This window comes from Nocardia alba NBRC 108234 (assembly GCF_001612665.1).
Classification (GTDB): domain Bacteria; phylum Actinomycetota; class Actinomycetes; order Mycobacteriales; family Mycobacteriaceae; genus Nocardia; species Nocardia alba.
The window spans coordinates 40190-60654 of the sequence record NZ_BDAX01000034.1 but is presented as its reverse complement, the minus strand read 5'-3'; the positions used below and the strand labels follow the sequence as shown (position 1 = coordinate 60654).

Annotated in this window: 19 protein-coding genes; 16 read left to right on the top strand and 3 right to left on the bottom strand. The window is 67.8% G+C overall.

Going from position 1 to position 20465, the window contains the following annotated elements; translation table 11 throughout:
- Positions 1–8 precede the first annotated feature (8 nt).
- Positions 9–1202, top strand: a complete 1194-nt coding sequence (locus NA12_RS28955; RefSeq protein ID WP_132370107.1) for a cation:proton antiporter — start codon at positions 9–11, stop codon at positions 1200–1202.
- A 69-nt stretch (positions 1203–1271) separates the two neighbouring features.
- Here NA12_RS28955 and NA12_RS28950 read toward each other — a convergent pair whose 3' ends face one another.
- Positions 1272–1925, bottom strand: a complete 654-nt coding sequence (locus NA12_RS28950; RefSeq protein ID WP_067458487.1) for a response regulator — start codon at positions 1923–1925, stop codon at positions 1272–1274.
- 43 nt (positions 1926–1968) lie between these two features.
- Complete coding sequence (locus NA12_RS28945; RefSeq protein WP_067458484.1) at positions 1969–2985, bottom strand: sensor histidine kinase; 1017 nt, start codon at positions 2983–2985, stop codon at positions 1969–1971.
- Positions 2986–3161: 176 nt separating this feature from the next.
- On the opposite strand from NA12_RS28945, the gene NA12_RS28940 reads away from it, so the two are divergent.
- From NA12_RS28940 to NA12_RS28930, 3 genes are read left to right on the top strand one after another with little or no spacing between them, the layout of a single operon-like run.
- Positions 3162–3437, top strand: a complete 276-nt coding sequence (locus NA12_RS28940) for a cation:proton antiporter regulatory subunit (RefSeq protein ID WP_067458481.1) — start codon at positions 3162–3164, stop codon at positions 3435–3437.
- Positions 3434–3925, top strand: coding sequence for a CBS domain-containing protein (locus NA12_RS28935; RefSeq protein WP_243654989.1), 492 nt, complete (start codon positions 3434–3436; stop codon positions 3923–3925). Before NA12_RS28940 ends, NA12_RS28935 begins: the two co-directional genes overlap by 4 nt.
- A gap of 13 nt (positions 3926–3938) precedes the next feature.
- Positions 3939–5222, top strand: coding sequence for an ArsB/NhaD family transporter (locus NA12_RS28930; RefSeq protein ID WP_132370015.1), 1284 nt, complete (start codon positions 3939–3941; stop codon positions 5220–5222).
- Positions 5223–5241: 19 nt separating this feature from the next.
- On the opposite strand, the gene helR is transcribed toward NA12_RS28930, so the two are convergent.
- Entirely contained in the window at positions 5242–7434 is a 2193-nt protein-coding gene (gene helR / locus NA12_RS28925) for an RNA polymerase recycling motor ATPase HelR (RefSeq protein WP_067458472.1), read from the bottom strand.
- A 714-nt stretch (positions 7435–8148) separates the two neighbouring features.
- Between helR and NA12_RS28920 the strand changes: the two genes are divergently transcribed.
- From NA12_RS28920 to NA12_RS28865, 12 genes are all read left to right on the top strand, one after another.
- On the top strand, positions 8149–8400 hold the full coding sequence (locus NA12_RS28920) for a hypothetical protein (protein ID WP_067458469.1): 252 nt from the start codon (positions 8149–8151) through the stop codon (positions 8398–8400).
- A gap of 9 nt (positions 8401–8409) precedes the next feature.
- A complete protein-coding gene (locus NA12_RS28915) occupies positions 8410–9006 on the top strand; it encodes a hypothetical protein (RefSeq protein WP_067458466.1) in 597 nt (198 codons plus the stop codon).
- Between the two features lie 706 nt (positions 9007–9712).
- Positions 9713–10762, top strand: coding sequence for a polyprenyl synthetase family protein (locus NA12_RS28910; protein WP_243654990.1), 1050 nt, complete (start codon positions 9713–9715; stop codon positions 10760–10762).
- Positions 10759–12021, top strand: coding sequence for a hypothetical protein (locus tag NA12_RS28905; RefSeq protein WP_067458461.1), 1263 nt, complete (start codon positions 10759–10761; stop codon positions 12019–12021). Before NA12_RS28910 ends, NA12_RS28905 begins: the two co-directional genes overlap by 4 nt.
- A 50-nt stretch (positions 12022–12071) precedes the next feature.
- Positions 12072–13067 (top strand): fatty acid desaturase, encoded by a 996-nt coding sequence (locus NA12_RS28900; RefSeq protein WP_067458458.1) that lies wholly within the window; start codon positions 12072–12074, stop codon positions 13065–13067.
- On the top strand, positions 13058–13855 hold the full coding sequence (locus NA12_RS28895) for a methyltransferase family protein (RefSeq protein ID WP_067458455.1): 798 nt from the start codon (positions 13058–13060) through the stop codon (positions 13853–13855). The genes NA12_RS28900 and NA12_RS28895 overlap by 10 nt, the downstream gene beginning before the upstream one ends.
- Before the next feature lie 36 nt (positions 13856–13891).
- Entirely contained in the window at positions 13892–14938 is a 1047-nt protein-coding gene (mvk, locus tag NA12_RS28890) for a mevalonate kinase (protein ID WP_067458452.1), read from the top strand.
- On the top strand, positions 14935–16071 hold the full coding sequence (gene mvaD / locus NA12_RS28885; RefSeq protein WP_067458449.1) for a diphosphomevalonate decarboxylase: 1137 nt from the start codon (positions 14935–14937) through the stop codon (positions 16069–16071). The genes mvk and mvaD overlap by 4 nt, the downstream gene beginning before the upstream one ends.
- The gene (locus NA12_RS28880; RefSeq protein ID WP_067458446.1) at positions 16068–17150 is read left to right on the top strand and encodes a phosphomevalonate kinase; all 1083 of its coding nucleotides are present in this window, start codon (positions 16068–16070) and stop codon (positions 17148–17150) included. The genes mvaD and NA12_RS28880 overlap by 4 nt, the downstream gene beginning before the upstream one ends.
- A complete protein-coding gene (gene fni / locus NA12_RS28875; RefSeq protein WP_067458443.1) occupies positions 17147–18244 on the top strand; it encodes a type 2 isopentenyl-diphosphate Delta-isomerase in 1098 nt (365 codons plus the stop codon). The genes NA12_RS28880 and fni overlap by 4 nt, the downstream gene beginning before the upstream one ends.
- Positions 18237–19295, top strand: a complete 1059-nt coding sequence (locus tag NA12_RS28870) for a hydroxymethylglutaryl-coenzyme A reductase family protein (protein WP_084473186.1) — start codon at positions 18237–18239, stop codon at positions 19293–19295. Before fni ends, NA12_RS28870 begins: the two co-directional genes overlap by 8 nt.
- Entirely contained in the window at positions 19292–20464 is a 1173-nt protein-coding gene (locus NA12_RS28865; protein ID WP_067458440.1) for a hydroxymethylglutaryl-CoA synthase, read from the top strand. Before NA12_RS28870 ends, NA12_RS28865 begins: the two co-directional genes overlap by 4 nt.
- The last annotated feature ends 1 nt before the right edge of the window (position 20465 follow it).

Below are 20465 nucleotides of genomic sequence, written 5' to 3'. Positions count from 1 at the left end.
CGGTGGAGATCAGTGGAACCGCACTGGCATTGATCCAGTTGGGGGCAGTTTTCTTCGGGCTGGGGGTGCTCGGGCGGATCGCCGCCCGCATCGGCCTCTCACCCATTCCGCTCTACCTGCTCGGGGGGTTGGTCTTCGGCACCGGCGGTCTGATCGAGCTGCACGAGGTGGAGGACTTCATCCACATCGCCAGCGAGATCGGCGTCGTGCTGCTGCTGTTGCTGCTCGGTTTGGAATACACCGCCGGTGAATTGGTCACCGGCATGCGCAAATCGTGGCCGGCCGGTCTGCTCGACCTGGTACTCAACGCGACTCCCGGTGTGATCGTGGCGCTGATGCTCGGCCTCGGGCCGACGGGCGCGATCGCGATGGCGGGTGTCACCTACATCTCCTCGTCCGGGATCGTCGCGAAGGTGCTCAACGACCTGGGCCGCCTCGGGAACCGGGAGACGCCGACAGTGCTGTCGATCCTGGTGTTCGAGGATCTGGCGATGGCGGTGTATCTGCCGGTGCTCACCGCGGTACTGGCCGGTGTCGGATTCGTGGCGGGGATGACGACCGTGGGCATCGCGCTGGTCGCGGTGACCGTGGTACTCATCGTCGCGCTGAAATACGGCAGATACGTTTCGGCGATCGTAGCGAGCGAGGATCGCGAGATCTTCCTGCTCAAGCTGCTCGGTTCGGCGCTGCTGGTGGCCGGTATCGCCTCGGCGGTGCAGGTGTCGGCGGCGGTCGGCGCGTTCCTGCTCGGCATCGCGATCTCGGACTCGACGGCCCACGATGCCACCAAGATCCTCGAACCGCTGCGCGATCTGTTCGCGGCGATGTTCTTCGTGCTGTTCGGGTTGAGCACCGATCCGGCCAGTATTCCGCCGGTGCTCGGCTGGGCGGTGCTGCTGGCGGTGGTCACCACGGCCACCAAGATCGCCACCGGGTGGTGGGCGGCCAAACAGGCGGGGGCCTCGCAACTGGGCCGGGCGCGGGCAGGCACCGCGCTGGTCGCGCGTGGTGAGTTCTCGATCGTCATCGCGGGCCTCGCGGTGGCCGCGGGCGCGGTGCCCGACGAATTCGCCGCGCTGGCCACGACGTATGTGCTGTTGATGGCCATCATCGGTCCGATCGGCGCCCGCGTCGTGGAACCGGTGATGCGGTTGGTGGTCGGTCGCAAGCAGCGTGTGCAGGTCGACCCGCACGCGGAATGACGACCGAGGGCCCCCGCGCGACCGAGGGCCCCCGCGTGATTCGTTCGGCGCGGGGGCCCTTCGACGTTCTCACGGCTCGATCAGTCCCGCACGGATGGCGTATCTGGTCAGGTCGAGCCGGTCGCGCAGGCCGAGTTTCTGCAGGATGTTGGCGCGATGCCGGTCGACGGTCTTCGCGCTGATCACCAACTCGGCGGCGATCTCGCGCGCGGAGTTCCCCTCGGCGATCAGCTTGAGCACTTCCTCCTCGCGCGGGGTGAGAATCGTTTCGGGCAGGGTGGAGCCCTGTCGCGCCAGCTGCAGATAGTCGCGCACCAGCGCGGTCACCGCGCCCGGATAGAGGAAGGACTCCCCGCGCATCGTGGCCCGGCACGCCTCGATGAGATCGCGGTCGGCCACCGATTTGAGCACGTAGCCGGAGGCGCCCGCCTTGAGCGATTCGAAGAAGTATTGCTCGTTGTCGTACATCGAGAGCATGAGAATGCGGACCGGATGGTTGTTCCTGGTGATCTCGCGGGCGGCCTGGATGCCGGTCATCCGGGGCATGGCGATATCGAGGATCACCAGGTCGATGTTGTCGTCGGCGAGGGCGCTCACCGCGTCGAACCCGTTGGCGGCCTCGGCGACCACGAGCAGGTCCGGTTCGTTGTCCAGGATCATCCGCAAGCCGCTGCGCACCAGCGCGTGATCGTCGGCCAGCAGAATTCGGGTCGGGGCGCTCATCGGTGTTTCCCTTCGGTGGGCTCGGGCGCCCGGGCGGCGACGGTCATGCCGGCACCTCGTCGCGGACCCGGACCGGAACGACCAGCACGACCGAGGTACCGCCCGCGGTCGGGGAGGTGATGGTCAGGGTCGCCTCGATCAGCATGGCCCGTTCGCGCATGCCGCGGATGCCCGCGCCGTCTTCGACCGCGCCGCCGCGACCGTTGTCGGTGACCTCCAGGATCACGGTGTCCTCGCGTGCCGCGATCAGCAGGGTCACCTCGTCGGCGCCGGCGTGCCGCAACACGTTCGTCAAGCTCTCCTGCGCGATCCGATAGCAGACGAGTTCGATATCGGGGTCGAGGCGGCTGATCGCCGGGTCGACCTCGCGACGCACGGAAATGCCCGCCGTGCGGCCGAATTCGTGACACAGCGCTGTGATCGCGCTGTGCAGGCCGAGTTCTTCGAGCACATCGGGGCGTAGTCGCGAGGCGATCCCGCGGACCTCGTCCAGACAACCGCGCACCGTCTCCTGCGCCGCTTCGACCTCCTCGCGTAGTTCGGCGGGTGCCCGGTCGACGACGCGTTTGAGTCGTAGTAGCGCCACGGTCAGGCTCTGGCCGATCTCGTCGTGCAGTTCGCGGGCGATGCGCCGCCGTTCACCTTCCTGGGCGGCCAGCGCGGTCCCACCGGCGACCGAGCGTTCGGCCTCGAGCCGGTCGAGCATCGCGTTGAAGGTCTCGATCAGCTGATGGAAGTCGCCGCTCGCGCCGCGCTCGAGGCGGACCGCGCGCCGGGGCGGATCGACGCGGCGCATGGAGGCGACCAGCTCGTCGAGCGGTGCCAGTGAGGTGCGCAGTGCCACCGCGTTCGCGGTGAGGATCACCGCGAGACCGATCACCAGCACCGGCACCTCGGTCAGGCGCAGCCGGGCCGACACTGTGGCGGGGGAGAAGGCCAGGATCAGCGTGCCGAGGGTGAAGATCACGCCGTTGAGCAGGCAGATCCGCCAGAACAACGCCGTCACCGGCGTTCGGATTCGCCGCGAGCGTCCTGCTCGCAGCGCTGCGAGACGGTTCATGACACCAGCATGCTGGCGGCCTCGCGTTCTGTCCATGGTGCCCGGCACCCATCCCGCCGCCCGATCCCCGGCCGGACCGGTGCGCGAGATGGGTGTCAGCGCCGATAGTGCCCGCGACCCGCGCGAACCAGACTCGGATCAGATGCTTTCGACGAGCCGAGGAAGGACCGCCGGCCATGGATATCGACCGGACGACGATCCCGGGAGCCGGTGTGCTGCACAGCTTCCTGCCGCGCCACGGCACCCGCTTCGCCCTGCTGACGCAATCGTCGGGCGCGCGTCGCCTGCTCGCCTACGTCGGGGACAGCGATGAACCCACGATCGATATCGAGCTGGAGCCCGATGAAGCCGACCAGGTCGCCGAGCTGATGCGTTCGCGGACGTTCGGCGACCGGCTCGCTCGCCTCGAACACCGCCTCGACCTCCTGACCGACGGGAAGGCACACCCGTGAGCACAGTCGAATCCCCCCGGAGCCACGCCATGCGCGCACGCGATATCGCGATGAACCTGCCGACCGTTCGGACCGACGATCCTGTCGCCCGCGCGGTGCGACTGATGGTCGTGAACCGACTGCCCGGTCTGATCGTCGTCGACGAGCTGGACCGGCCGGTCGCGGTGCTGCCGGGCACCCAAGTGTTGCGGCTGGCGATTCCCGCCTCCTATCACGACGATCCGAGCCTGGTTCGCACGATCGACGAGGTGCACGCCGACCTGTTCTGGCAGGAACCGGGCAGCCTCACCGTCGGTGACTGTCTACCCGACGGCGCGAGCAAACCGGCCACCGTCACCCCCGACGCGACCCTGCTCGAGATCGCGATCCTGATGGCCCGCAAGCACAGTCCGCTCATCGCCGTGGTCGACCGCTCGCGCACCCTGCGCGGCGCGATCACCCTGGAACGGTTGCTGACGAGCCTGGCTGTCGTCGGCCCCGGCGACTGAACGGCCGTCGCGCATGGCCGCCGCGCTCGCCGTCCTCATCTTCGTGGTCGCCTTCTTCTTCATCGCCACGGAGAAAGCCGACAAGGTCAAAACCGTCCTGATCGCCGCGGGTGCGATGGCCGTGCTCGGCCTGATCCCCGGTGACGAAGTCTTCTACTCGGCGCATGAGGGCATCGACTGGAACGTCATCTTCCTGCTGCTGGGGATGATGATCATCGTCGGTGTCATCAAGCAGACCGGCCTGTTCGACTATCTGGCGATCTGGTCGGCCAAGCGCTCGCGCGGCAATCCGTACCGCCTGATGGTGATGCTGATGCTGATCACCGCGGTCGCGTCGCCGTTTCTCGACAATGTCACCATCATCATGCTGGTCGCCCCGGTGACGCTGGTGGTGTGCCGTCGGCTCGGCATCGCCGCGCAACCGTTCCTGATCGCCGAGGTCCTCGCGTCCAATATCGGCGGAGCGGCGACGCTGATCGGCGACCCGCCCAACATCATCATCGCCAGCCGGGCCGGGCTGACGTTCAACGACTTCCTCGTGCACATGGCGCCGATCGTGGTGATCACCTTCGTGCTGTTCGTCGCGCTGACCCGGGTGTTGTTCCGCTCGGCGTTGCGTACCGATCCCACCTCGGTCGACGCGGTGATGGCGCTGCAGGAACGGCGCGCGATCCGCGATCCGCGACTGCTGGTGCGCTCGATGATCGTGCTGACCGGTGTGGTCGTCGGCTTCTGCCTGCACAGCGTGCTGCATGTCGCGCCATCGGTGATCGCGCTGGTCGGCGCCGGCATCATGGTGCTGGTCTCCGGTCTCGACATCGGCGAGGTCCTGCACGAGGTGGAATGGCCGACGCTGGTGTTCTTCATGGGCCTGTTCGTGATGGTCGCGGGCTTGGTGCACACCGGGGTGATCGCCGCGATCGGTGACGCCGCGATCGGCTGGGTCGGCGACGACTACTTCCTCGCCGCGACCGCGCTGGTGTTCGGATCGGCGATCCTCGGCGCGTTCGTCGACAACATTCCCTACACCGCGACCATGGCGCCGGTGGTCGAGGACATCGTCGCCGGCGCACCGGATCCGGGTACCGGGCAAGCCCTGTGGTGGGCGTTCGCGCTGGGCGCCGACTTCGGCGGAAACGGCACGGCGGTGGCGGCCAGCGCCAATGTGGTCGCCCTCGGGATCGCCGCCCGCGCGGGGCAGCGGATCACCTTCTGGCAGTTCACCAAGTACGGCATGTTGGTCACGATGCTCAGTAGCGTCATCGCCTGGATCTATGTCTGGATCCGCTACTTCTGAGTCCGGCGTCGGTGAATCGCTACCCTTGCAGCTGTCGTGCCGGTCCGACCTCGGTGAGTCCGCGCAGTGCATCGGGCAACGGGCTCTGGTGCACGACGCCGAGACGCTGGGTGGCGCGGGTCAGCGCGACGTAGAGGTCGGCGGCGCCGCGTGGCCCGTCGGCGAGGATTCGCTGCGGATCCACGAGCAGTACCGCGTCGAACTCGAGGCCTTTCGTTTCCGAGGCGGGCACCGTGCCGGGGACGCCCGGTGGGCCGATCACGATGCTGGTCCCCTCGCGACCCGCCTCGTCCCGAACGAATTCCTCGATCGCGGAAGGCAATTCGCCGGCGGCGAGCCGACGTGACCACGGGGCGAGGCCGCAGGACCGGACCGAATCCGGCGGTCGAACCTCGGGCGCGAACTCGGCGAGCACATCGGCGGCCACCGCCATGATCTCCGCGGGGGTGCGATAGTTCACGGTCAGCGAGCGATAGATCCAACGACCGGGAACATAGGGCTCCAGCATCGTGGCCCAGGAGCTCGCACCGGCCGCCGACCGGCGCTGCGCGAGATCGCCGACGATCGTGAAGGAGCGGCTCGGGCAGCGCCGCATCAGCACCCGCCAGTCCATCTCCGACAACTCCTGGGCCTCGTCGACCACCACATGCCCGTAGGCCCACTCGCGGTCGGCCGCGGCGCGTTCGGCGAGTTCGCGGGTGTCGCGCTCGAGGAAACGTTGCGCCAGGTCCTCGCCGTAGAGCATGTCCTGGGCCAGCAGATGGTCCTCGTCGTCCATCAGGTCTTCGCGGCTGATCAGGGTGTCCAGCACGCCGGCCGCGTACTCGGTCTCGGCCTTGCGCGCACGCTCGGCGGAATCGTCGACGGTGTTGTCACGGCCGAGCAGTTCGACGAGTTCGTCGAGCAGCGGCACATCCGAGACCGTCCACGCACTACCGGCGGCCCGCCACAGCGAAGGATCCGCGCCCGCCGCGCGCAACCGATCATGCGACGAATACAGCTGCGACAGCACGGTTTCCGGCTCCAGGATCGGCCAGCAGTAATCCAGCGCCGCGGTGAACTCGGCGCTGTCGGCGAGCTCGCGAACCAGGTCGGCGCGCAGTTGTTCCCACGCCTCGGTGTCCTCGCGCGTCAGCCAGCCCTCACCGATCCGGGCGATCGCGCGCTCGGTGAGGACATAGGTGACGATCTCGGCGAACACCGCGCGCGCCGCGTTGTGCGGGCGCCCGCTGTCTCGCGCTTCCTGTCCGGCCCACTCCGCGGTCGCGGCATCGATGCGCACCGTCACATCGGTCAGCGTGATCGTCAGCGGCGCCTCGGGCAGGCGTCGGCGGTCGGCGATCGCCGCCGCGAGGACGTCGAGAATGCGCAGCGACCCTTTGTGTCGGGTGGCCTGCGGGCAGTCCTGCGCCCTCGCGCGCAGACCTGGCATCAGATCGGCGGTGGTGGCGAACACGACATTCGTCTCGCCGAGCGAGGGCAGCACGTGGGCGATGTGGTTCAGGAAAGCGGGGTTCGGCCCGACCACGAGCACACCCTGGCGTTCCATCCGCCTGCGCTGGGTGTAGAGCAGGTACGCGACGCGGTGCAGCGCCACCACGGTCTTCCCGGTGCCGGGACCGCCCTCGATCACGGTCACGCCCGGGTGCTCGAGGCGGATGATCTCGTCCTGCTCGGCCTGGATCGTCGCGACGATGTCACCCATTCCGTCCCCGCGCGGCGCGTCGACCGCGGCGAGCAGCGCCGCGTCGGTGCCGCTCTCGCTCCCGTCCGGGCGGCCGAGCACCTCATCGGTGAAATCGACGACCCGACGGCCGCGGGTCTGGAACTGGCGACGCCGGCGCATGCCCTCCGGGTTGGCTGCGGTGGCGACGTAGAACGCGCGCGCGGCGGGGGCCCGCCAGTCCAGGAGCAGCTGTCGCAGATCGTTCGACTCGTCGAACAAGCCGATCCGGCCGATATAGGACCGCTCGCCCGACTCGGCGTCGAGCCGCCCGAAGCACAGCCCGTTGTCGGCCACGTCGAGGCGCTGTACCTCTTTGCCCAGCGCCCGCACCTCGTTGTCGCGCTCCATGGGGGAGTCGCCCTCGGCGCGCAGCGCCGCGCTGTAGCGGCCCTTCACCCGTGCCCGCTCGGCATCGAGGCGTGAGTACAACCCGGCGACATAGCGTTGCTCGGATCGGCGTTCCTCTTCGTACCCCTGCGCTGACATAGGCCCCTAACTGTGCTCTTTCCGGTGCGACCGGATGATTGTGCAGCAACCACGGGGCCTTGCCGCAAGGCCCCGTTTACGCTATATATTGAAAGTGGAAAGAGCCCCGGCCGATGCCGGGGCTATTTTTTTTCCGGCTGTCAGCCCGCGCGAGACACCATCTTTCGCGTGACCGGGTCGGTGCCGTCGACGATCCCCGCCTGTGTCCGATGTGGCCCCGGCTCGCCACCGCGATTCGATGACACCGAGCCGACGGCGCGTCGCGCCGAGCCGAATAATGGCCTCGACTCGAAACGGCCGTCTCCGCTCGACGATTGCGTGGCGAGAATCCGATCAGGCTGATTATCGAACTGTGTCCTAGCTGGAAGGGTGTGGGCAATCCTGCTCATCCAGGACGGGTGTTGCCCTGTGCGATCCACCCGAAAAATCGTTATCCGATCTGAACAAACTACGGGGTCAGCAAACTGGAGGCTAGCCAAGAAAAATAGCTTGACCTGGGTATATATCGACGTCTCGGTATCGGTTCATTTTTCAGTTATCACTGTTTCGTGACGAAGTGCGCGGGTGGCCGGATCGGGGCTGTACGTTTGGGACTCGATAGTTTCGCTGGGTTCCATTCAGGTAACGGAGAGGGCGGAAATGGCTACAGTCACGCAGCCGTCGGGGCCGCACGCAATGATGTCCCGACATGATTTCTCCGCAGCGAAAACAGTGATGACGCCGTCGAGTCTGGTGACTCTCGGGTTGCTCTTGCTGATTCCCGTGTTCATCACGGCGGGCCCGATTCTCGCGACGGCGTTGATCGCGCGGTACGACGGCGTCGGGTGGTCCGGTGGGGTGGTTTTCGGGGTGATCGCGGCCGTCGTCGTCATGTCGGTGCTGGCCTCGGCGTTGGCATTCCGCCTGGCTTGGCGGCGAGGTTCGGCCGCCGCGCGGCCCCCGTTCGGTTCTTCTCTCGCGCGGTAGGAGGTCGACATGCAGACGCACCGACAGGCGGCGGCGCCGCTCATCGAATCGCCCGTGGTCACCGCTGCCGACGAATGTCGCCTGCTGCGGATCGTCGCCCGGATCGAGGCGCCCCACCGGTGGGACTCGACGGCCGCCCGACTCTTCGACTGCGCCCGCCGACGGTGGCAGGGTAGGCCCGATATCGCCGACCACCCGGCCTTGCGCCGCTGGTCGCAGATCCAGGACTCCCAGCAGCGACCTGAACAGCCTTGTCTGCGTACGTTTTTCACTGCCTTCGCGGCCGGCTCGCTGGTCGGTGGTGATCCCTGCGTGGACCTGGCCGCGGCGATCATGCTCCTGTCGAGCTGCCCCGCCGAAGCGGTTCGCCAGGCCGACCCGCACAACGACCAGCACACCGTGCGCTTCTCGGTCTACGCCTACCGTGAAGACGACCTTCCGCTGGCCGAGGATCTGATCACCACGACCGTTCACGCGTGCGGCACCGTGCTGGCCCGCCGCTGCACGGTCATTCGTCCCCCGACTCGGTCCACGGCGCCGCTCGTCGATCACCCGACGCCGGACCTCTTCGTCCGCGGCGGTCTCGGTAGCACCGCCGCCCGTTGACCGACCGGTCTCGTCTTTTCGCTTCGCCACTGCACCGCCTGCCGTGTCGCTAGCGAAACTAACGGTGTGACAACGTGTTTCACTGTGACATCGAACGCCGCATCGGATCATTGCCGACCCTCGGGTCGGTTTCCGATGGCGCGACTCGACTCGCGGCAGCCGGATTCGGATTGTATGGTTTCGGCAGGACCGTACTCGCCGCCGGAGCTGTTGACGATCTGCTGGTTCATGTCACTGTTTCTCGAATCGTCTGTGTGTCAACAACATTGACGTTGTAACTTCGACTCGACCGGGCGGCGGTCGGCCCTCACGTATCGCCGTATGACCCCCGAGGTTTCCTCTCGGGTGGAGACCGGCGACTGTTTGGTGCCCGCGATGACGCGGAAGTACTTGCTGCGCAGGCGATTACGTCGCATGCGCGGATTCAGCGTGTCGATAACCGCTGCTGTGTTCCACGCCTAGTAAATCTGTAAGACATTGTGGTACAGCACAATTACCGGCTTCAAACATGGAACATGTTGGAATGCTTGACAACTCGAGGTTCCTCCACAAAACTACCCGTCGGTAGCAAGCGAACGGGAAGCGTGATCCCGTCAGCTGCGAGGGGTGATTCGACGACCGCCCCGCCGGAAGATCCATGAACCCGTGTCCGGCGGTCGCCGGTGAACCTCTCCGCATCGTGACCACACCAAAGGAGCTCAGCGCTATGGATAATCCCGCGCTACCCGCAGCACAGCCTTCGGGTGACCAGCACCAAGGCGACCAAGTGCTGGTCCTGCCCAGACCGACCGGCCCGACCGAGCAACTGACGCTGGTCACCGCACGACTGCGGGAACTGCTCATCACCGGTGAGGATTTCGACGCGATCTACACCCACATCCTGGCCGCTCCCGGCAAGCGAGTCCGGGCCAGGCTCGTCCTGGCCTGTGCCGGGTTGCTTCCCGATGCCGCCGACACCGCCGCCCCGTTGGGTGACGCGGTCGACCTGGCCTGCGCGATGGAGATGCTGCACGAATCCTCGCTGGTCCACGACGACATCTGTGACGGATCACTGCTGCGCCGCGATGCGCCGTCGGTGCCCGCCGCGTTCGGCGTGCGCACCAGTGCCCGCGCCGGATTTCACCTGGCCGGCGCGTCGATGCAGGTCGTCGCCCGGGTGCTGAGCGACAACCCCGAGGTCTTCGCGCGGGTCGGCGAGGCGCCCGGTATCACCTACGCCGACCGGCTCTCCGACCTGTCCTACGGTCAGCTCATCGAGACCTTGCCGCCCTCGATCGACGAGGTCGCGCTGCGTCGCCACTACGAACTCGTGGCCGGGGCCAAGACCGGCACGCTGTTCCGGCTGTCGTGCGCCTACGGCGGCACCGCGGGCGGAGTCGATCTCGACCGGCTCTACGCGCTGATGGAATACGCCGACCAGCTCGCGCTCGCCTTTCAGATCATGGACGACGTGCGCGATATCGAGGGCGGACCGGGCCTCGGCAAGGACGCAGGCGGCGACCTCGAACGTCGGGTGCCGACCTGGCCGGTCATCGAATGGCTCGGCGCGCGCCCCGGCGCCCGGGAGATGTGGCTGGACGCGGAGATTTCCAGCGACACCCTGCGCGAAGACCTGGTCGAGAGCGGCGCGACCAAAGCCGCCCGCCTGGTCGCCATGGACGCCACCGAGAAGGCGACCCGCGCACTGGACGTCTTCGCCCCCTCCCTCGCGCGCGATGACCTGCGCGAACTTCTCGAGCAGGTGATCTCCCGATGAGCTCAGCACGACTTCCCCTCCTGATCCGCGGACTGCGCAACCTTCGTCGCGCACCGGACCTGGACGCCTTGCGCGCCGCGCGGTCACCGAGCGAACTGGCCGCGCTCGCGCTGATCCCCGCCGGTCGCAACCTGGGCATCGCGGTCGGTCTACTGCCCGCGACCTTGCGCGCCGAGGCCACCGCTGCGTTGCTCGCCTGTCGAGTGCTCGACGCGTTCGAGGATCTCAGCGACCGCGCGGTCGCCGGCGGTGCCGTGCTGGCGGCGGTGGATTACCTCAACGGCGCCAGCGACATTCTGCCGGCACCGCTGCCCGCGCTCGAGGGCAAGATCCGCGACAGCGAAGCCGTCGACCGGGTGCTCGCCGAGCGCATCGCCGACATCAGGGCATTGCTCGCGGCGCTGTCCGAGCAGGGTCGCGAGCGGGTCGGCCAGGTACTCACCGATGTCGGCTGGGTCATGGCGCGCAATATCGACGCGCCACTGTCGCGCGTCGCCTACAGCGAGGGCGTGCTCGGCCGGATCACCCACTACGCGTGCGCCCTGGTCGCCGAAGATGTACTGCCGGAAGCGGATCTGCGTGAACTGACCGGTTGCGTCGCCGTCATCGCCCAGTCGGCCAACGACCTCCGCGACAACGAACTCGCGATCTACGGCGCCACCGACCATGAGGAACTCACCCGGATGGTGATGCTGCGCCAGCTCACCCCCGCCCTCGGCGGTTTCGCGCTGCTGGCCAAGCTCGGTCCCGGCACGCCCAGCGTCGGTGCGCGGGCGGCGATGGCGTACATGACTATCACGACCTCGGCGTTTCTGTGCGGCGCGGTGGGCGCGCCCGCGCCGTTCCGTCGTCCGATCGCGGCGGCGACGCTGGCCGCCGCCTCGTCGGTGTACTGGACCACGATGCTGGAGCGGGTGCGACGCAGCGGCGACGCCGCGATCCATCGAATGCTCGACGCCTCACCGGATTTCACCACCGGTTCGGCATCCTCGGCGCAGGTCCTCGGGGCGGGCGACCTCGCTTCGACGGAAACGTCGTTGATGCCGCTGATCGTCGACACCACCTTCGCGCTGGTGCACACGCTGCCCGAAGGCCCCTTGACCGGGGAACTCGCCGACTCGGCGATCCGCACCATGATGATCGCCGATCATCTGGCTTTCGGTGCCATGGAACGGGTGCCGAGCCACGAACCCGACGCGATCCGGGCGCTGGCCACACGGCTGCAGCTCGCCGCCCTCGACAACAGCAGCCACCAGTAGTCGAGGAACACCTCCTCGATGATCGTCACTACTAGCGAAGGAGCTCTCCCATGAGCACCGGAACGCCCGTCGCGCCCACCGAGAAACCGCCGTTCAGTCGGCGCGTGCTCAAACTCGAGCACGCGGCCAACGTCGGCCCGCTGGTTCACATCGCGTTGTGGATGGGGATGACCGCCGCCGCGCTGTTCGTGCCCGGCGCCTCCACCTGGTACATCGCGGTGCCGCTGATCATCGTGCTCGCGCTGCTGAACCTCTCGCTGACCATCGGCGTGATGCACATGCACACCCATCGCCCGCTGTTCGTGTCCAAATTTCCCAACCGTGTGGTCGACATCCTGTGCTGCCTGCCCGGCAATCTGACCGCGGCCGAGATGCGCGAGGTGCACGTCCTCAACCATCACCGGTTCAACGACGGCCCTGGTGACGTCACCGCGACCACCGGCATGGACAAGGGCATCGGCGCCATCTGGTACTGGGTTCGCTACGGCATGGTGGTCAAGATCCACACGGTCCGTACGGTTTTCGCCGCGAACCCGGCGCCGCGTCGCCGCAAGACACGCCACCAGTTCATCTTCGACCTCGCGGTGTACGCCCTCGTGATCGGTTCCGTCTGGTACGCCGCGGGCTTCGAGAGGTTCGTGCTGTTCTACTGGGTGCCGTTCCTGATCACCCAGGTCAACGCCGGCTACTTCGCCTGGCTGAGCCACGCTCCCGCCCGCGGATTCACCGATGAGCCGAGCACGTCGCTGAACAACGCGGGCAACATCCTCAACTTCCTGATCTTCAACCAGGGCTACCACAGCGTGCACCACCGCTACCCGGGTATTCACTGGAGCCAGATCCCCGACAAGCTCGACTACATGCGTGACGTGAACCCTCGCGTCATCGTGCCGTATTGGATGGTGGCGCAGTCGGGTTGGCGGCTGGTCGTGCCCGGCGGCTTCCTCAACGAGGGGTACGGCAACAAATGGAAGGCGCGTCTGGAGTCGCGTCTGGAAGCAGGCACCGTTCGCTCGCGCTACCTGCCGTGGTTCGCATGGATCTGATGTCACCGCAACAGGTCCGAGGCGTGGTGAGCAGCCCCTCGCGGCTCGTCCCGTTCCTGATCTCCTTCGCCGTCTACGGTTTCGCCGGCATCACGGTGCCGCTGATGCTGCTGTTCGCCGGCGGCTGGTGGCTGCCCAAGACGGTGGACAAGGGGCCGCACCTGTCCGCGGTTCCCGCGGTCGCGATCGACCTGGCGCTGCTCGCGCTGTTCGCGCTGCAGCACTCGGGCATGGCCCGGCCCGCGTTCAAGGCGTTCATCACCCGATGGGTGCCGGAGGCGCTGGAGCGCACGGTCTACATCATCGGCGTGTGTCTGGTGATGTGGGTGATCATGCTGGCCTGGCAGCCGGTGCCGCACGTGCTGTGGTCGGCCGACGGCGCGCTCGGGGTGGCGCTCGACGCCGGATTCTGGATCGGTTTCGTTTTGGTTTACGCGGCTACCCTGCTGTTGAACCACTTTCACCTGCTCGGCATCAGCCAGGCCTACCGCCAGTACGTGATCCAGGTACCGGACGCGACGGTCGACCGTCTGCAGGTGAACGGCGTCTACAAGCTGGTGCGTCATCCGCTGATGACCGGCCTGCTGGTGTCGTTCTGGTTCGCCAGGGAGTTCACCGTCGGACACCTGGTGTGGGCGCTCGGACTGACCGGATACATCCTGCTCGGAACCTACCTGGAGGAGCGCGATCTCATCGCTCGGTTCGGTGCGTCCTATCGCGCGTACGCCGCGCGGGTACCCGCGTTCTTCCCGTCCGTGCGCGCCGTCTTCGGCCGATCGTCTCGGTAGCCGGCACGGCCGGGCCGAGTCTGGAGAGGAATTGTCGTGAACAGTCCCGTTCGAGAACGTACTGAACGCAGCTCCACCGCGACCGGCCCGGTCCGTGGCGTGGGTCGGGCCCACGCCAAGGCGATCCTGCTGGGTGAGCACACCGTGGTGCACGGCACGCCGGCCATCGCGTTTCCGCTGCCGACCCTGTCGGTGCGGGCGATCGCGCGCCCCGGCGCCCCCGGCGGCGTCCTCGAGATCCCCGAAGGACACTTCGGGTTCGTCGCGGGCAACCCGAACGCCGCGGAGAACACGTTGTCGGGACCCCGCGTCGCGGTCGAGGAGGCACTGCGGCGCTGGGGCCTGACCGGTCAGATCGCCGAAGTGGTGATGGAGTGCGACATCCCGCTCGCCCGTGGACTCGGCTCGAGCGCGGCCTGCGCGGGCGCGGCCGTGCGCGCGGTCGCCGACCTGCACGGCCGGACCGTCGATGCCGCCACGCTCTACGAACTCGTGCAGTGCGGCGAACAGGTCGCGCACGGCAGAGCCAGCGGCATCGACGCGAGCGCGGTGCTGGCCGACGGTCCGATCCGGTTCCACGAGGGCACTGCCACCGCACTCGATATCGGTCTGGACGCCGCGCTGGTGATCGCCGATACCGGGGTGCCCGGGTCCACCCAGCACGCGGTCGCCGGGGTGCGGCGCACCCTCGACCACGATCCGCGGGCCGCACGCCGGGTGCTGAGCAGGGCGGGCGAGCTGATCAGTGGTGCCGCGGCAGACCTCTCGACCGGGAACGCCCCGTCGCTGGGCCAGGTGATGCTCGACTTCCAGGACCTGCTCGCCGAACTCGGCGTCAGCACCCCGCACATCGACACACTGGTCGCCGCGGCGCTCGACGCGGGCGCGTACGGCGCCAAGCTCACCGGCGCCGGTCTCGGCGGTTGCGTCCTCGCGCTCACCGAGACCGGTGACGCGCGCACAGTCAGTGCCGCGTTGCGTCGCGCGGGCGCGGTCCAGACCTGGACGGTCCCCACCCGCGGCCTGCGATCCAGCGCACAACCCCCATCCGCCCCGACCTCGGAACACGGTGTCAATCCATGACTTTCACTCCCGTATCACCCGCGGTCGCCGCGCGCGCCGCGGTGACCGGGCCGACCGCCGAGTCGGTCGCGTACCCGAATATCGCCCTGGTGAAGTACTGGGGCAAGCGGGACGAGGACCTGTTCCTGCCCGTCACGGGAAGCCTGTCGATGACCCTCGATATCTTCCCGACCACCACGTCGGTGCGGGTGATCGACGGACCGGCCGATGTCGTCGAGTTCAACGGTGTCACGGCGAGCGGTGCCGAACGAACCCGCATCGAGACGTTCCTGGATCTGGTGCGCGCCAAGGCCGGTCGCGGTGAGCGGGCGATGGTGGTGACGTCCAACGCCGGGCCCACCGGCGCCGGTCTGGCCTCTTCGGCGAGCGGCTTCGCGGCCCTGGCCACCGCCGCCGCTGCCGCCTATGAGCTCGACCTCGACCCTCGCGCCCTGTCGCGGCTGGCCCGGCGCGGCTCCGGCTCCGCCTCGCGCTCCATCTTCGGCGGCTTCGTCGTCTGGCATGCCGGTGAAGGGGAAGGCGAAGCGGGGGACCAGAGTTCGTTCGCGGAGCCGATCGGCGGCGACGGGCTCGACCCGGCGCTGGTGGTCGCCGTGGTGAACCAGGGCACCAAGGCTGTCTCGAGTCGGGTCGCCATGCGCGCGACCACCGCGACGTCGCCGTTCTATCGCCCGTGGGCCGAATCGTCGGTGCTCGATCTGGCGGAGATGCGCAAAGCCATCGCGGCGCGAGACCTTCCCACGATCGGGGAGATCGCCGAACGCAATGCCCTGGGTATGCACGCCACCATGCTCACCGCTCGCCCCGGAATCCGGTATCTGTCACCGCATTCGATCGCCATCCTCGATACCGTGCTCGCGCTGCGCGCCGACGGGATCATGGCGTACGCGACAATCGACGCGGGCCCGAACGTCAAGGTGCTGTGCTCGCGCGCCGACGCACCGCACGTCGACGCCACACTGGCCGGTCTCGGAGATTTCGTCACCACCCGAACCGCGCACATCGGTCCCGCGGCGTCGCTGACGACAACCAGCCCAGCACCGACGACGCCCGACGCGGCGGCGAATCTCCACGCGCCGGGCACTATCGCCCGGTCACTCGGTGCGACCCCGGCGGTCGGTGACGATCGATGATCAGTTGTCGCGCACCGGGCAAGCTCTTCATCGCCGGCGAGTACGCCGTGGTCGAGCCGGGACACCTCGCCGTGCTCACGGCAGTCGACCGCTTCGCGACCGCCACGATCGCGGCGGCCGATCCCGCCGACGGCATCACCGTGCACTCGGACCTGGACGGCGGCATCACGCTGTCCTGCGGGCGTCACGGTGACGAATTGGCGCCCACTTCCGGTGCTGGTGTGCCAGCGGCCTTTTCCTATGTTTTCGCGGCCGTCTCCGTGGTTCACCGGCTGCTGCTGGAACGGGCGGTCCCCGTGTCCGCGTTCCGGCTGGATGTCACCGCCGATCTCGGCGACACCGACGGTCGAAAGTTCGGCTTGGGGTCGAGCGCGGCCGTCACAGTGGCGACCGTGGACGCCCTCGGGCGGTACTTCGGCCTCGGGCTCGATCCCATGCGGCGATACCGGCTGGCCATGCTCGCCACGATGGCGGTCAACCCCCGTGCCTCGGGTGGCGATGTCGCCGTGAGCACCTGGGGCGGCTGGCTCGCCTACCGATCCCCGGACCGCACACAGGTGGCGGCCGCGCTCGCCCGTGACGGTGTGGAAGCGACGCTGCGCGCACCGTGGCCGGGCCTGTCGGTGCGGCCGCTGCCCACCCCGACCGAGCTCACCGTGCAGGTCGGCTGGACCGGAAACCCCGCCTCGACGCCGGCCCTGGTCGCCGGTCTCGGCGGCGATCGCACCACCTTCCAGACCTCCAGCGACGCCTGTGTCGAACGACTCGTCGCCGCCGTCGAGTTCAACGACTCCCCTGCCATTCGTGACGAAATCGACAGCGCGCGAACACTACTCGTCGGTCTCGACGCGATGTCGGGCCTGGGCATCATGACGCCGCGCCTGCACGCGCTGTGCGCCGAGGGCGCCGCGGTGGGCGCGGCGGCGAAACCCTCGGGCGCCGGTGGCGGCGACTGCGGAATCGCACTCATCGAACGCACCCGCCCCGCGGCGATCGCCGAACTCACCGGCCGCTGGCTCCGCGCCGGAATCCGCCCGCTGCCCCTGCGGACCTACCTTGTGGAAGGAGACCTCCGATGATCGCCGATCGCAAGGACGACCACGTTCGCCACGCGGTGAACCACCAACGCCAGGCCACCGGCGTCAGTGACTTCGATTCGGTCACCTTCGTCCACCACGCCCTCGCCGGCATCGATGCCGAGGACGTGTCGCTGGCCGTCGAAGTGGCCGGAAAGCAATGGAACACACCGCTTTTCGTGAACGCGATGACCGGCGGCAGTATCAAGACCGGCGAGATCAACCGTCAGCTCGCCATCGCCGCGCACGAGACCGGCATTCCCCTCGCCTCCGGCTCGATGAGCGCCTATTTTCGTGATCCGTCGGTCGCGGGCACCTATCGTGTGCTGCGCCAGGAGAATCCGCACGGATTCGTGATGGCCAATGTCAACGCGAACGCGACCCTCGACCAAGTACGCAGTGCCATCGACCTGCTCGAAGCCGACGCGTTGCAGATCCACCTCAACGCCGTGCAGGAAGTGGTGATGCCCGAAGGCGACCGCTCGTTCGGGGCATGGCCGCGCCAGATCGAACGCATCGTCGCCGATACCGCCGTGCCGGTCTTCGTCAAGGAAGTCGGTTTCGGCCTGAGCAGGCAGACCGTCACCTGGTTGCGCGAGGCGGGGGTGTCCGTGGCCGACGTGGGCGGGCGCGGCGGCACCAATTTCGCGCGCATCGAGAACGACCGGCGCGTCGGCGGCGACTTCGGCTTCATCGAGAGCTGGGGCCAGTCCACCCCGAACTGCCTGCTCGACTGCGCCGATATCCCCGGCATCGGCATCGCCGCCTCGGGCGGCATTCGCTCGCCACTGGACATCGCGCGCGCACTGGCGCTGGGTGCCGACGCGACCGGTGTCGCGGGCGCGTTCCTGGAAACCCTCGTCAGCCACGACACCGCCGCCCTGATCGACAAGATCGGGACCTGGCTCGACCAGTTGCGCACCATCCTCACCGTCCTCGGCGCCCGCACCCCGGCCGATCTGGTCGGCGCCGACCTGCTCATCACCGGCGATGTCGCGAACTTCTGCCGGCTACGCGGGATCGACGCCGCCGCACTTGCCCACCGGAGCCCCTGGTGGCGTGAATCCGAACATCGAGAAGGAGTCACCCATGAATGACCAGTCGTACGCGGCGGTGCCGCTGCAATGGGTGGGGCCTGTGCGGATCACGGGAAATGTCGTCGACGACGCCGTCGACGTGCCCCTGGCTACCTACGAAACTCCGCTGTGGCCCTCGGTCGGACGCGGCGCGCGGATCAGCACCCTGGCCGAGAAGGGCATCGTCGCGACGCTGATCGACGAGCGGATGACCCGCTCGATCCTGCTCGAAGCCGACGACGCGTACACCGCGTACACCACGGTCCAGGCCTTGACCGGCCGCATGGCCGAGCTCCAGGAGGTGGTGGCGGGCAGTAGCCGTTTCGCTCGCCTCATCGACCTGCACCACCAGATCGCGGGCAACCTGCTGTTCCTGCGTTTCGAGTTCACCACCGGTGACGCCTCGGGCCACAATATGGCGACCCTGGCCAGCGATCACCTGATGGACCACATCCTGTCGACCATGCCGGGGGTGCGCTACGGCTCGATCTCGGGCAACTACTGCACCGACAAGAAGGCCACCGCGGTCAACGGCATCCTCGGACGCGGCAAGAACGTGATCACCGAACTGCTCGTCCCGCGTGAGGTGGTCGAGCAGCGTTTGCACACCACCGCGGCGCAGGTGGCGCAGCTCAATATCCGCAAGAACCTGATCGGCACCCTGCTGGCGGGTGGAATCCGTTCCGCCAACGCGCATTACGCCAATATGCTGCTCGCCTACTATCTGGCGACCGGCCAGGACGCCGCCAATATCGTCGAGGGATCCCAGGGCATCACCCATGCCGAGGATCGCGACGGTGATCTCTACTTCTCGTGCACCCTGCCCAACCTGATCGTGGGCACGGTCGGCAACGGCAAGCACGCGAGTTTCGTCGACGAGAACCTGGAACGCCTCGGTTGCCGCGAAGACCGGCAGCCCGGCGAGAACGCCCGACGCCTCGCGGTGATCGGGGCGGCCACCGTGCTGTGCGGGGAGCTGTCGCTGATGGCGGCACAGACCAATCGCGGTGAATTGATGCGTGCCCATACCCAATTCGAGCGATCCACCACGAGCAACGGAAGCCCACGATGACAACTACGCCGGTCGGAATCCACGACCTCTCGTTCGCCACCACCCACTACGCCCTCGATCACGCCGTTCTCGCGCAGCGACTCGGCGTGGATCGCGACAAGTTCTACCTCGGCATCGGCCAGGAGAAGATGAGCGTCGCCGCCGCCGACGAGGACATCGTCACCATCGCCGCGGCCGCCGCGAAGCCGATCCTGGAACGGCACGGCACCGACAACATCCGCACCGTGCTGCTGGCCACCGAAACCGGGGTCGACCAGTCCAAAGCGGCTGCGCTGTACCTGCATTCGCTGATCGGGTTGCCCAACGCCGCCCGCGTCGTGGAGCTCAAGCAGGCGTGCTACGGCGGTACTGCCGGGCTGCAGTTCGCGGCGGGTCTGATCGCGCGTGACCCGTCGCAGCGGGTGCTGGTCATCGCGGCCGACATCGCGAAATACGAACTCGACACCCCGGGCGAGCCGACCCAGGGCGCGGCCGCTGTCGCGATGCTCGTCACCGCCGACCCGGCGATCCTGGCATTGGACCCGGTCTCTGGCCTCTACAGCGCCGACATCATGGACTTCTGGCGGCCGAACTACCGCACCGAGGCCATCGTGGACGGCAAGACCTCGGTCAACGCCTACCAGAAGGCAGCCCAGGAGGCGTGGACCGACTACCGTCGCCAGGGCGGTCGGGAGCTCGGTGAGTTCGCCGCGTTCTGCTACCACCAGCCCTTCACCAAGATGGCCTACAAGGCGCACCGCCACCTGCTGGAGAGCCAGGGCCACACCGCCGACACCGACGCCATCGAGGCGGCGATCGGCGCCACGACCACCTACAACCGCACGGTCGGCAACAGCTACACCGCCTCGCTCTACCTCGGGCTCGCCTCGCTGCTCGATCACGGCGACGACCTCACCGGCAAGGCGCTGGCCATGATCAGCTACGGGTCGGGCAGCGTCGCCGAATTCTTCAGCGGCACAGTCCAGTCCGGCTATCGCGAGCATCTGCGGACCGAGGCGAACCTGGCGGCTATCAGCTCGCGTGAGCTGCTCGGTTACGAGCGCTACCGGGAGCTGCACGAGGCCACCTCGCCCAGCGACGGCGCCTACCACGCCATGGTCGAGGAGACTCGCCGCCCGTACCGGCTGGCCGCCGTCTCCGGTCACAAACGCATCTACGAATCCCGCTGAG